The following is a 12,893-nucleotide window of genomic DNA, read 5'->3' as shown; positions in this document are numbered from 1 at the left end:
GCCGGCCGGGGCTACAGCCCGGCGGCCTCCCGCAGGGCGTCGACGCGGTCGGTGCGCTCCCAGGTGAAGTCGGGCAGCTCGCGGCCGAAGTGGCCGTAGGCGGCGGTCTGGGCGTAGATCGGGCGGAGCAGGTCGAGGTCGCGGATGATCGCGGCCGGACGCAGGTCGAAGACCTCGTCGATCGCCTTCTCGATCTTCTCCGGGTCGACCTTGTGGGTGCCGAAGGTCTCCACGAACAGACCCACCGGTTCGGCCTTGCCGATGGCGTACGCGACCTGGACCTCGCAGCGGGAGGCCAGGCCCGCCGCGACCACGTTCTTCGCCACCCAGCGCATGGCGTACGCCGCGGAGCGGTCGACCTTGGACGGGTCCTTGCCCGAGAAGGCGCCGCCGCCGTGGCGGGCCATGCCGCCGTAGGTGTCGATGATGATCTTGCGGCCGGTCAGGCCGGCGTCGCCCATCGGGCCGCCGATCTCGAACCGCCCGGTGGGGTTGACCAGCAGCCGGTAGCCCTCGGTGTCCAGCTTGATGCCGTCGTCCAGCAGCGCCTTCAGCTCCGGCTCGACGACGAACTCGCGGATGTCGGGCGCCAGCAGCGACTCCAGGTCGATGTCGGAGGCGTGCTGCGAGGAGACGACCACGGTGTCCAGGCGGACCGCCTTGTCGCCGTCGTACTCGATGGTGACCTGGGTCTTGCCGTCGGGGCGCAGGTAGGGGATCGTGCCGTTCTTGCGCACGTCCGACAGCCGCTTGGACAGGCGGTGCGCGAGGAAGATCGGCAGCGGCATCAGGGTCGGCGTCTCGTCGGAGGCGTAGCCGAACATCAGGCCCTGGTCGCCCGCGCCCTGCCGGTCCAGCTCGTCCTCGTCGCCCTCGACCCGGGTCTCGTACGCCGTGTCGACGCCCTGCGCGATGTCCGGGGACTGCGCGCCGATCGACACCGACACACCGCAGGAGGCGCCGTCGAAGCCCTTCTTCGAGGAGTCGTAACCGATCTCGAGGATCTTGTTGCGGACCAGGGTCGCGATGTCCGCGTAGGTCTTGGTCGTGACCTCGCCGGCCACGTGCACCAGGCCGGTGGTGATCAGCGTCTCGACGGCGACCCGGGAGGCCGGGTCCTCCCTCAGGAGCGCGTCGAGAATGGTGTCGCTGATCTGGTCAGCGATCTTGTCGGGGTGACCCTCGGTCACGGACTCCGAGGTGAACAGGCGACGGGACACAACGCTCCCTGGGGTTGCAGCGGCTGCTGGCTGATCATTGGGCGGACGCCACTGGGGGCTGCGCCCGGCGTCGTCCGAGGACAGTTTATCGGTCGCGCTCGGCCACCGGCCCCCCTGTCTCGCCTCTCGGGAGCGCTGTGACCTGCGGCACGGGCATTCTGCCCACAGCCCGGCGGCCTTGACCAGTGGCGCCACGGGCCGAGTGCGGGGCCCGGGCGGGTCCGGGCCGGGGGTGGTCCGTCAGTGCAGCCGGGCGGCCACCAGGTCCCACACCGTGTCGGCCAGGGCCTCCTTCGGCCCGTGCGGCACGGGGGTCTCGCTGCCGTCGGAGCCCAGTACCACGGCCTCGTTCTCCTCCGCGCCGAAGGTCTTGCGCTCCCCCACCTCGTTGACGACGAGGAGGTCGCAGCCCTTGCGCGCGAGCTTGGCGCGGCCGTTGGCGAGGACGTCGTCGGTCTCGGCGGCGAAGCCCACGATCACCTGTCCGGGCCGCGCCCGGTCGGCCGATATCTCCGCCAGGACGTCCGGGTTGCGCACCAGCACGACGGGCTCCGGCTCCTGGTCGTCCTTCTTCTTGATCTTGCCGGTGGCGTAGGCCGCCGGGCGGAAGTCGGCGACGGCGGCGGCCATCACGACCGCGTCGGCGTCCGCGGCCGCCTTGAGCACCGCCTCGCGCAGCTGGACGGCCGTCCCGACCCGGACGACGTCCACGCCGGCGGGGTCCGGCAGGGCGGCGTTGGCGGCGACGAGGGTGACCCGGGCGCCGCGGGCGGCGGCGGTGCGGGCGAGGGCGTAGCCCTGCTTGCCGGAGGAGCGGTTGCCCAGGAAGCGGACCGGGTCGAGGGGCTCGCGGGTGCCGCCCGCGCTGACGACGACGTGCCGTCCGGCGAGGTCGGGCTCGCCGGCGCCGCGGGCGAGGACACGCCGGCACACCTCGAAGATCTCCGCCGGGTCGGGCAGCCGGCCCTTGCCGGTGTCGGCCCCGGTCAGCCGGCCGACGGCCGGCTCGATCACGACGGCGCCGCGGCGGCGCAGCGTCGCCACGTTCTCCTGGGTGGCCGGGTGCTCCCACATCTCGGTGTGCATGGCCGGGGCGAAGACGACCGGGCAGCGCGCGGTGAGCAGGGTGTTCGTCAGCAGGTCGTCGGCCAGGCCGTGGGCGGCCCGGGCGAGCGTGTCGGCCGTGGCGGGCGCGACGACCACCAGGTCGGCGTCCTGGCCGATGCGCACGTGCGGCACCTCGTGGACGTCGTCCCAGACCTCGGTGGAGACGGGGTGGCCGGACAGGGCGGACCAGGTGGCGGCGCCGACGAAGTGCAGCGCGGACGCGGTGGGCACCACGCGGACGTCATGTCCGGACTCGGTCAGCCGGCGCAGCAGCTCGCACGCCTTGTAGGCGGCGATGCCGCCGCTGACCCCCAGAACGACCTTGGGCTTGCTCACCGGGCCTCCCGCACTCGACACCCGTACGCCTCGGCTCGTCGGCGTACGCGTCCACTACACACCACGGGCCCGACAGTCGCGCTGCCGGGCCTGTGGAAAAACCTACCGCGATGTGCAGATACGACTTACTGACCCGGGCCCTCGACGGCCTCGGACGTCAGCAGACCCGCGTTGATCTCGCGCAGGGCGATGGAGAGCGGCTTCTCGTGGACGTGGGTGTCGACGAGCGGACCGACGTACTCGAGGAGGCCCTCGCCGAGCTGCGAGTAGTACGCGTTGATCTGGCGGGCGCGCTTGGCCGCGTAGATCACGAGGCTGTACTTCGAGTCGGTGGCCTCGAGGAGCTCGTCGATCGGCGGGTTGATGATGCCCTCGGGCGCGGAGATGGAAGAGGACACGCTCTACCTTCCGATGGATGGGAAAGAATCAGTCGCTGCGACGATCGTCACGGTGACCGTCACGATCACACGACGTCCATCAAGGCTAGCAGCTCGTGCGCCACGTCCTCGACGGAGGTGTTGACCAGGGTCACGTCGAACTCGGGCTCGGCCGCCAGCTCGACCTTCGCCGCCCGCAGCCGGTTCTCGATCACCTCCGGCGGCTCGGTGCCGCGGCCGGTGAGCCGGCGCACCAGCTCCTCCCAGGAGGGCGGGGCGAGGAAGACCAGCCGGCTGTCCGGCATGGACTCGCGGACCTGCCGCGCGCCCTGGAGGTCGATCTCCAGCAGCACCGGCACGCCCGCCTCGAGGTGCTCGAGGACGGCGGCACGCGGAGTGCCGTAGCGGTTGCCGGCGAACTCGGCCCACTCCAGCAGCTCGCCGTTGGCGATCAGCTTGTCCATCTCGTCGTCGGTGACGAAGAAGTAGTGGACGCCGTGCTGCTCGCCGGGGCGGGGCTTGCGGGTCGTCGCCGACACCGAGAGCCAGACCTCGGGGTGTTCCTTGCGCATATGCGCGACGACCGTGCTCTTGCCGACCCCCGAGGGGCCGGAGAGCACGGTCAGCCGCGGACGTGCGTCCGGGGGCACGGGGGAAGTCCCCCGGGGTGTTACAGCCATGCGGCGATTATTCCAGCAATCCCGCGGTGCCCGGGACCCACGTCCCGCATGGCCCCGGGCCCGGGGCCGGACTCAGGAGCCGGTGCTGCCGAACTCCCGCTCCAGGGACGCGATCTGGTTGGAGCCGAGGCCGCGCACACGGCGGCTCTCGGAGATGCCGAGCCGCTCCATGATCTGCTTGGCGCGGACCTTGCCCACGCCCGGCAGGGACTCAAGAAGGGCGGACACCTTCATCTTGCCGATGACGTCGTTTTCCTGGCCCTGCTTGATGACCTCGTGCAGGGAGGCGCCGGAGTGCTTGAGTCGATTCTTGACCTCGGCCCGCTCCCGGCGAGCCGCGGCGGCCTTTTCGAGCGCGGCTGCGCGCTGTTCAGGGGTAAGGGGCGGAAGAGCCACGCCTACGTCACCTCGGATGTCGAACTGTCGGATACGGACCGGTGAGGAACCTAGTCGCCCCACACCTGGGGAGGCGCGAGCAACACGCTTGCCCGCTCTCCCCCACTGCCTGGAGGGCGTGGGTTGGTGCCCTCACTCGACGGAGACTAGCGGTCAAGGGCGCTGGAGTCAGCGAGAACAGCGGAAAAGTCCTGGTCAGCCTCAGTCACGGCGGACATTTAGGACATACTGCCCCGGTTTTGAGGATGTATCCGGACTCAGGACGGTCCCGGACCCCCTTCCCCGGGCCTCACCGGACGGTCACGGCCTCCCGGATCTCCTGCGCGAACCGGTCCGCGGCGGTCCGCAGCTCGGACACGCCGGGACCGTGACGCAGAACACCCCTGCTGACGTTCGGGACCACGTTGCGCACCGCGTCCCCGAAGACCGCCGGAAGATCGGCCGGGGTCGCCCCCTGGGCGCCGATCCCGGGGGCGAGGAGCGGACCGTTGACGCCGAGGTCGTAGCGGGACAGGTCACCGAGAGTGGCGCCCACCACGGCCCCGAAGGAGCCCAGCGGCGTCTCGCCCGCGTTCTCCCGGGCCAGGTGCGCGAGCATGGTGGCGCCGACGTCACGCCCGTCCGGCCGCACGGCGTGCTGCACCTCGCCGCCCTCCGGGTTGGAGGTCAGCGCCAGCACGAACAGCCCGGCGCCGTTCTCCCGGGCCAGCCGCACCGCCGGTTCCAGCGAGCCGTAGCCGAGGTACGGGGAGACGGTCAGCGCGTCCGAGAAGAGCGGGGCGTCCTTGTGCAGGAACGACTCGGCGTAGGCGGCCATCGTGGAGCCGATGTCACCGCGCTTGGCGTCCATGACGACCAGCGCGCCGGCCGCGCGGGCCTCCGCCACCGCCGTCTCCAGCACCGCGACGCCCCGGGAGCCGAAGCGCTCGAAGAAGGCGCTCTGCGGCTTCAGCACCGCGACACGGTCCGCCACCGCCTCCACCACCGTGCGGCTGAACCGCTCCAGCCCGGCCACGTCGTCGTTCAGGCCCCACTCGGCGAGCAGGGAGGCGTGCGGGTCGATGCCGACGCACAGCGGTCCGCGCTCGTCCATGGCGCGGCGCAGCCGGGCGCCGAAGGGCTCCATCGGGCTCATGCCGTCTCCCCCGCCTTCTTCACGCCGGCGTTCTTCGCGCCGGGACTCTTCAGGTCGGGGCTCTGCTCGTCGGCGATTTTCTCGTCGGCGTTCTTCACATCCGCCTTCCTCACGTCCGCCTTCTTCACGTCGGCGCCGACCGCGTCGGCGAGGGTGGCGTACGGGCTGTTGCGCAGGCGCGCGGCGAGTCCCTTGTGGACGGCGCGGGCCCAGAAGGGGCCCTGGTAGACGAAGGCGCTGTAGCCCTGGACCAGGGTGGCGCCGGCGAGGATGCGCTGCCAGGCGTCCTCGGCGTTCTCGACGCCGCCGACGCCGACCAGGGTGATGCGGTCGCCCACGCGCGCGTACAGGCGGCGCAGCACCTCCAGGGACCGCGCCTTGAGCGGAGCGCCGGACAGACCGCCGGTCTCCCCGACCAGGGACGGCCGGGACCTCAGCCCCAGTCCCTCGCGCGCGATGGTGGTGTTCGTGGCGATGATCCCGTCCAGGCCCAGCTCGACGGCCAGGTCCGCGACGGCGTCGACGTCCTCGTCGGCGAGGTCGGGGGCGATCTTCACCAGCAGCGGCACCCGGCGGCCGGGCACGGCCCGGTCGGCGGCCTCGCGCACGGCGCGCAGCAGCGGGCGCAGCGCCTCGGTGGCCTGGAGGTTACGCAGGCCGGGGGTGTTGGGCGAGGAGACGTTGACGACGAGGTAGTCGGCGTACGGGGCGAGGCGCTCGGCCGACTTCACGTAGTCGGCGACGGCCTCCTCCTCCGGGACGACCTTGGTCTTGCCGATGTTGACGCCCACCACGGTCCGGAAGACCGGTGTGCGCGAGGCCAGGCGGGCGGCGACGGCCAGCGAGCCGTCGTTGTTGAAGCCCATGCGGTTGATCAGCGCCCGGTCCTCGACGAGGCGGAACAGCCGCTTCCTGGGGTTGCCCGGCTGCGGCTCGCCGGTGACCGTGCCGATCTCGACGTGGTCGAAGCCCAGCATGGACATGCCGTCGATGGCGACGGCGTTCTTGTCGAAGCCGGCCGCCAGTCCGAAGGGGCCGTGCATGCGCAGTCCGAGGGCCTCGGTGCGCAGCTCCTCGTAGCGGGGGGCCAGCGCGGCCGCGAGGAACGTGCGCAGCACGGGGACGCGCGCGGCCAGGCGGATCCAGCCGAAGGCCAGGTGGTGGGCGCGTTCGGGATCCATCCGCCGGAAGACAAGGCGGAAGAACAGCTTGTACATCTCTTGGGTCCTCTGGGTCCTCTGGGTCCTCATGAAGAGGGGGACACCGTTTCCGGTGTCCCCCTCGGGGCTGCTAGTCGCGGGCCGCGGTCAGGAATTCGGCGTGTTCCTGGAGGGAGCGCACGCCCACGTCGCCGTGGTTGAGGGCGTCGATGCCCTGGACCGCCGCGGCGAGGGCCTGGACCGTGGTCAGGCACGGCACGGACCGTGCCACGGCCGCCGTACGGATGTCGTAGCCGTCGAGGCGGCCGCCGGTGCCGTACGGCGTGTTGACGATGAGGTCGACCTCGCCGTCGTGGATGAGCTGGACGATGGTCCTCTCGCCGTTGGGGCCGGTGCCCTCGGACTGCTTGCGCACGATCGTGGCGTTGATGCCGTTGCGCTTGAGCACCTCGGCGGTGCCGGAGGTGGCGAGCAGTTCGAAGCCGTGGGCGACCAGCTCACGGGCCGGGAAGATCATCGAGCGCTTGTCCCGGTTGGCGACCGAGATGAAGGCGCGGCCCTTGGTGGGCAGCGGGCCGTAGGCGCCCGCCTGCGACTTGGCGTAGGCGGTGCCGAAGACCGAGTCGATGCCCATGACCTCGCCGGTGGAGCGCATCTCGGGACCGAGGACCGTGTCCACGCCGCGGCCGTGGATGTCGCGGAAGCGGGACCACGGCATGACGGCCTCCTTGACGGAGATCGGCGCGTCCAGCGGCATGGTGCCGCCGTCGCCGTTCTTCGGCAGCAGGCCCTCCGCGCGCAGCCCGGCGATGGTCGCGCCCAGCGAGATCCGGGCGGCGGCCTTGGCCAGCGGCACGGCGGTGGCCTTGGAGGTGAAGGGGACGGTGCGGGAGGCGCGCGGGTTGGCCTCCAGCACGTAGAGGATGTCGCCGGCCAGCGCGAACTGGATGTTGATCAGACCGCGCACGCCGACGCCGCGGGCGATGGCCTCCGTGGAGGCGCGCAGCCGCTTGATGTCGAAGCCGCCCAGCGTGATCGGCGGCAGGGCGCACGCCGAGTCCCCGGAGTGGATGCCGGCCTCCTCGATGTGCTCCATCACGCCGCCGAGGTACAGCTCCTCGCCGTCGTACAGGGCGTCGACGTCGATCTCTATGGCGTCGTCGAGGAACCGGTCGACCAGGACCGGGCGGGAGGGGCTGATCTCGGTCGACTCGGCGATGTACGCCTCCAGGCGCGCCTCGTCGTAGACGATCTCCATGCCGCGTCCGCCCAGGACGTAGGAGGGCCGCACCAGGACCGGGTAGCCGATCTCGTCGGCGATGGTCTTGGCCTGGGCGAAGGTGGTGGCGGTGCCGTGCTTGGGGGCGGGCAGGCCCGCCTCGGCGAGGACCCGGCCGAAGGCGCCCCGGTCCTCGGCCGCGTGGATCGCCTCGGGCGGGGTGCCGACGATCGGCACGCCGTTGTCCTTCAGCGCCTGGGCGAGGCCCAGCGGGGTCTGGCCGCCGAGCTGGACGACGACACCGGCGACCGGTCCGGCCTGCCGCTCGGCGTGCACGATCTCCAGCACGTCCTCCAGGGTGAGCGGCTCGAAGTACAGCCGGTCGGAGGTGTCGTAGTCGGTGGAGACGGTCTCCGGGTTGCAGTTGACCATCACGGTCTCGTACCCGGCGTCGGACAGCGCGAAGGAGGCGTGGACGCACGAGTAGTCGAACTCGATGCCCTGGCCGATGCGGTTGGGGCCGGAGCCCAGGATGATCACCGCGGGCTTCTCGCGCGGGGCGACCTCGGTCTCCTCGTCGTAGGAGGAGTAGAAGTACGGCGTCGCGGCGGCGAACTCGGCGGCGCAGGTGTCGACCGTCTTGTAGACCGGGCGCAGGCCGAGCGCGTGCCGCACCTCGCGCACGACGTCCTCGCGCAGGCCGCGGATCTCGCCGATCTGCTGGTCGGAGAAGCCGTGCCGCTTGGCCTCGGCGAGCAGCTCGCGGGTCAGCTCGGGCGCCTCGGCCAGCTCGTCCGCGATCTCCTTGATCAGGAAGAGCTGGTCGACGAACCACGGGTCGATCTTCGTGTACCGGAAGACCTCCTCGGGGGTGGCGCCCGCGCGGATGGCCCGCATGACCGTGTTGATACGGCCGTCGGTGGGCCGTACGGCCTGTTCGAGGAGGGCGTGCTTGTCGCCGGGCTCGCCGGTGAAGGTGAACTGGCTGCCCTTCTTCTCCAGGGAGCGCAGCGCCTTCTGGAAGGCCTCGGTGAAGTTGCGGCCGATGGCCATGGCCTCGCCGACCGACTTCATGGTGGTGGTCAGCGTGGAGTCGGCCTGCGGGAACTTCTCGAAGGCGAACCGGGGAGCCTTGACGACGACGTAGTCCAGGGTGGGCTCGAAGGAGGCCGGGGTCTCCCGGGTGATGTCGTTGGGGATCTCGTCGAGGGTGTAGCCGACGGCGAGCTTGGCGGCGATCTTGGCGATGGGGAAGCCGGTCGCCTTGGACGCCAGCGCGGACGAGCGCGACACGCGCGGGTTCATCTCGATGACGATGACCCGGCCGTCCTCGGGGTTCACCGCGAACTGGATGTTGCAGCCGCCGGTGTCGACGCCGACCTCGCGGATCACGGCGATGCCGATGTCGCGCAGGATCTGGTACTCGCGGTCGGTGAGCGTCATAGCGGGGGCGACGGTGATGGAGTCGCCGGTGTGCACTCCCATCGGGTCGAAGTTCTCGATGGAGCAGACGACCACCACGTTGTCGTGCTTGTCGCGCATCAGCTCCAGCTCGTACTCCTTCCAGCCGAGGATGGACTCCTCCAGGAGCACCTCGGTGGTCGGGGAGAGCGCGAGGCCGGTGCCGGCGATGCGGCGCAGCTCGTCCTCGTCGTGGGCGAAGCCGGAGCCGGCGCCGCCCATGGTGAAGGAGGGCCGGACGACGACCGGGTATCCGCCGAGCTCGTCGACGCCGGCGAGGACGTCGTCCATGGAGTGGCAGATCACCGAGCGGGCGGACTCTCCGTGCCCGGTCCTGCGCCGGACGGCCTCCACGACCTCCTTGAACTGGTCGCGGTCCTCGCCCTTGTGGATGGCCTCGACGTTGGCGCCGATCAGCTCGACGCCGTACTTGTCCAGGACGCCGTTCTCGTGCAGCTTGATGGCGGTGTTGAGGGCCGTCTGGCCGCCCAGGGTGGGCAGCAGGGCGTCGGGGCGCTCCTTGGCGATGATCTTCTCGACGAACTCCGGGGTGATCGGCTCGACGTAGGTGGCGTCGGCGATCTCGGGGTCGGTCATGATCGTCGCGGGGTTGGAGTTGACGAGGACGACCCTGAGGCCCTCCGCCTTGAGGACGCGGCACGCCTGGGTGCCGGAGTAGTCGAACTCCGCGGCCTGGCCGATGACGATCGGGCCGGAGCCGATGACCAGGACGGACTGGATATCGGTGCGCTTAGGCACGCTGGCCCTCCATCAGGGAGACGAAGCGGTCGAACAGGTAGGCGGCGTCGTGCGGGCCGGCGGCCGCTTCGGGGTGGTACTGGACGCTGAAGGCCGGCTTGTCGAGCAACTGGAGGCCCTCCACCACGTTGTCGTTCAGGCAGACGTGGGAGACCTCGGCACGGCCGAAGGGGGTGTCGGAGACCCGGTCGGTGGGGGCGTCCACGGCGAAGCCGTGGTTGTGCGCGGTGACCTCGACCTTGCCGGTGGTGCGGTCCTGCACCGGCTGGTTGATGCCGCGGTGGCCGTACTTCAGCTTGTAGGTGCCGAAGCCCAGCGCGCGGCCGAGGATCTGGTTGCCGAAGCAGATTCCGAACAGCGGGGTGCCGCGCTCCAGGACGCCCCGCATCACGGAGACCGCGTGGTCGGCGGTGGCCGGGTCGCCCGGCCCGTTGGAGAAGAACACCCCGTCGGGCCCGACCGCGTACACGTCCTCGGCGGTGGCGGTGGCGGGCAGCACGTGCACCTCGATGCCGCGCTCGGCCATGCGGTGCGGGGTCATGCCCTTGATGCCGAGGTCGACGGCGGCGACGGTGAACCTCTTCTCGCCGATCGCGGGGACGACGTACGCCTCCTTGGTGGCGACCTCGGCGGACAGGTCGGCGCCGACCATCTCCGGGGCCTGCCGCACCCGCTCCAGCAGCGCGGCGTCGTCCCCGACGGCGTCGCCGCTGAAGATGCCGACGCGCATGGCGCCGCGCTCGCGCAGATGGCGGGTCAGCGCGCGGGTGTCGATGCCGCTGATGCCGACGACGCCCTGGGCGGCCAGCTCCTCGTCCAGGGTCCGCTTCGCGCGCCAGCTCGACGGCACGCGCGCGGGATCGCGCACGACGTAGCCGGAGACCCAGATGCGCCCGGACTCGGGGTCCTCGTCGTTGACGCCGGTGTTGCCGACGTGCGGAGCGGTCATGACGACGACCTGGCGGTGGTACGAGGGGTCGGTGAGGGTCTCCTGGTAGCCGGTCATGCCGGTGGAGAACACGGCCTCGCCGAACGTCTCCCCCACGGCCCCGTAGGCACGGCCGCGGAAGATCCGGCCGTCCTCCAGGACGAGTACGGCGGGAGCCGCCCGGTGCCTGCGCGAGGCGGTCCCCTGGATGGAGGTGGTCATCGTTCGGCGCCTTCCGTGGTGTGCGTGTCGAGCTTCGTTGCGGTCAGGGCGTCGAGTGCCCGGACCCATTCGCCGTGTTCGGCCGCCCGGTCGGAGCGGAATCCGGAGTCGATCAGCCGTTCGCCGTGCTGCCAGGTCACGATCAGCAGGCCGCCCTCGGTGAGGACCTTGCCGGCGATGCCCTTGTCGAGCCGGGCCCCGCGCAGCTGTGCGGCCGGGACGAAGAAGTCGGTGGCTCCGGGGCGCACGACGTCCAGGCCGGCGTCGGTCAGGGTCAGCTCGGCGCGGCTGCGGGTGCCCAGACCGTGCGCCACGATGCGGTCCAGCCACTGTCCGGCGGTGGTGGAGCCGTGGTAGCGGCCGGTCATGGTCAGTTTCGCGGGGCCGGGGTCCTCGGGCGGGGCGGGCAGTTCGGGCAGGTCGCCCTGGAGGGTGGCCCGCCACTTCCAGCCCTCGCGCATCAGCCAGTACAGGAGGGCGACGAACAGGGCGAGGCCGACCAGCCAGCCGGCGCGGGCGGCCCAGTCGGTGACCGTCGCCGGCTTCTGTCCGGCGGCCAGTGCGGTCGCGGGTCCGGCCGCGAGCCAGGTTGCAGGTGTCACGTGAGCTTCCCGTCGACGAGCGTGGCCTTGCCCCGCAGCCACGTGTGGGTGACACGGCCCGGCAGCTCGCGTCCCGCGTAGGGGGTGTTGCGGCTGCGGGAGGCGAAGCCCGCGGGGTCCACCCGCCCACGGTATGCCGTGTCGACCAGGGTGAGGTTGGCGGGCTCACCTGCCGAGACGGGGCGTCCATGGCCGGCGGCCCGGCCGATGCGGGCCGGGGCGAAGGACATGCGGTCGGCCACGCCCGCCCAGTCCAGCAGACCGGTGTCGACCATGGTCTCCTGGACCACCGACAGCGCGGTCTCCAGGCCGACCATGCCCATGGCGGCGGCGGCCCACTCGCAGTCCTTGTCCTCGTGCGGGTGCGGAGCGTGATCGGTGGCCACGACGTCGATGGTGCCGTCGGCCAGCGCCTCGCGCAGCGCGAGCACGTCCCGCTCGGTGCGCAGCGGCGGGTTGACCTTGTAGACCGGGTCGTAGGTGCGCACCAGCTCGTCGGTGAGGAGCAGGTGGTGCGGGGTGACCTCGGCGGTGACGTCGATGCCGCGGGACTTGGCCCAGCGGACGATCTCGACGCTGCCGGCCGTCGACAGGTGGCAGATGTGGACGCGGGAGCCGACGTGCTCGGCGAGCAGCACGTCCCGGGCGATGACCGACTCCTCGGCGACGGCGGGCCAGCCGCCCAGGCCCAGCTCGGCGGAGACGACGCCCTCGTTCATCTGGGCGCCCTCGGTCAGCCGGGGCTCCTGCGCGTGCTGGGCGACCACGCCGCCGAAGGCCTTCACGTACTCCAGGGCGCGGCGCATGATCACCGCGTCGTCGACGCACTTGCCGTCGTCGGAGAAGACGGTGACCCCGGCGGCCGACTCGTGCATGGCGCCGAGCTCGGCGAGCTTCCTGCCCTCCAGGCCGACGGTGACGGCGCCGATGGGCTGCACGTCGCAGTAGCCGTGTTCCTTGCCGAGCCGCCAGACCTGCTCGACCACGCCGGCGGTGTCCGCGACCGGGAAGGTGTTGGCCATGGCGAACACGACGGTGTAGCCGCCGGAGGCGGCGGCGCGGGTGCCGGTGAGGACGGTCTCGGAGTCCTCGCGGCCCGGCTCGCGCAGATGGGTGTGCAGGTCGACCAGGCCCGGCAGGAGCACCTTGCCGGCGGCCTCGACGACCTCGGCGCCCTCGGCGCTCAGTCCGGTGCCGACCGCCGCGACGGTCTCGCCGTCGATCAGCACGTCCAGCGGCTCGCCGCCGAGCACCTTCGCACCACGGATCAGGGTCTTGCTCATGGGTGGGG

The 12,893-nt window shown here is 71.5% G+C and carries 10 protein-coding genes and 1 pseudogene; all 11 read right to left on the bottom strand.

Annotated features, from left to right (window positions below):
- Positions 1–11: 11 nt before the first annotated feature.
- The 11 genes and pseudogenes from metK to ACI2LW_RS17760 all read right to left on the bottom strand — a co-directional run bounded on the left by metK (position 12) and on the right by ACI2LW_RS17760 (position 12,885).
- A complete protein-coding gene (gene metK / locus ACI2LW_RS17810) occupies positions 12–1,220 on the bottom strand; it encodes a methionine adenosyltransferase (protein ID WP_404732126.1) in 1,209 nt (402 codons plus the stop codon).
- Between the two features lie 240 nt (positions 1,221–1,460).
- Positions 1,461–2,663 carry a bifunctional phosphopantothenoylcysteine decarboxylase/phosphopantothenate--cysteine ligase CoaBC gene (gene coaBC / locus ACI2LW_RS17805; protein ID WP_404732125.1) on the bottom strand — a complete coding sequence of 401 codons (1,203 nt, stop codon included), beginning with the start codon at positions 2,661–2,663 and terminating at the stop codon, positions 1,461–1,463.
- Positions 2,664–2,788: 125 nt separating this feature from the next.
- A complete protein-coding gene (gene rpoZ / locus ACI2LW_RS17800; protein ID WP_004933985.1) occupies positions 2,789–3,061 on the bottom strand; it encodes a DNA-directed RNA polymerase subunit omega in 273 nt (90 codons plus the stop codon).
- Positions 3,062–3,126: 65 nt separating this feature from the next.
- Entirely contained in the window at positions 3,127–3,720 is a 594-nt protein-coding gene (gene gmk, locus ACI2LW_RS17795) for a guanylate kinase (protein WP_404732124.1), read from the bottom strand.
- 72 nt (positions 3,721–3,792) lie between these two features.
- The gene (locus ACI2LW_RS17790; RefSeq protein ID WP_003977346.1) at positions 3,793–4,116 is read right to left on the bottom strand and encodes an integration host factor; all 324 of its coding nucleotides are present in this window, start codon (positions 4,114–4,116) and stop codon (positions 3,793–3,795) included.
- A gap of 289 nt (positions 4,117–4,405) precedes the next feature.
- Positions 4,406–5,251: an orotidine-5'-phosphate decarboxylase gene (gene pyrF, locus ACI2LW_RS17785; protein WP_404732123.1), complete on the bottom strand. Its 846-nt coding sequence runs from the start codon at positions 5,249–5,251 to the stop codon at positions 4,406–4,408.
- Positions 5,252–5,370: 119 nt separating this feature from the next.
- Positions 5,371–6,468: pseudogene (locus ACI2LW_RS17780) on the bottom strand (quinone-dependent dihydroorotate dehydrogenase); the annotation flags it as partial.
- 73 nt (positions 6,469–6,541) lie between these two features.
- Positions 6,542–9,850, bottom strand: coding sequence for a carbamoyl-phosphate synthase large subunit (carB, locus tag ACI2LW_RS17775; protein ID WP_404732122.1), 3,309 nt, complete (start codon positions 9,848–9,850; stop codon positions 6,542–6,544).
- Positions 9,843–11,000: a glutamine-hydrolyzing carbamoyl-phosphate synthase small subunit gene (gene carA, locus ACI2LW_RS17770; protein ID WP_404732121.1), complete on the bottom strand. Its 1,158-nt coding sequence runs from the start codon at positions 10,998–11,000 to the stop codon at positions 9,843–9,845. The genes carB and carA overlap by 8 nt, the downstream gene beginning before the upstream one ends.
- Positions 10,997–11,602, bottom strand: a complete 606-nt coding sequence (locus tag ACI2LW_RS17765; RefSeq protein WP_404732120.1) for a hypothetical protein — start codon at positions 11,600–11,602, stop codon at positions 10,997–10,999. The genes carA and ACI2LW_RS17765 overlap by 4 nt, the downstream gene beginning before the upstream one ends.
- Positions 11,599–12,885, bottom strand: a complete 1,287-nt coding sequence (locus ACI2LW_RS17760; protein WP_404732119.1) for a dihydroorotase — start codon at positions 12,883–12,885, stop codon at positions 11,599–11,601. The genes ACI2LW_RS17765 and ACI2LW_RS17760 overlap by 4 nt, the downstream gene beginning before the upstream one ends.
- Between the last annotated feature and the right edge of the window lie 8 nt (positions 12,886–12,893).

Origin of the sequence: Streptomyces sp. NPDC004065, from assembly GCF_044903565.1 — a bacterium.
Classification (GTDB): Bacteria; Actinomycetota; Actinomycetes; order Streptomycetales; family Streptomycetaceae; genus Streptomyces.
This window is presented reverse-complemented; position numbering and strand designations above follow the sequence as displayed.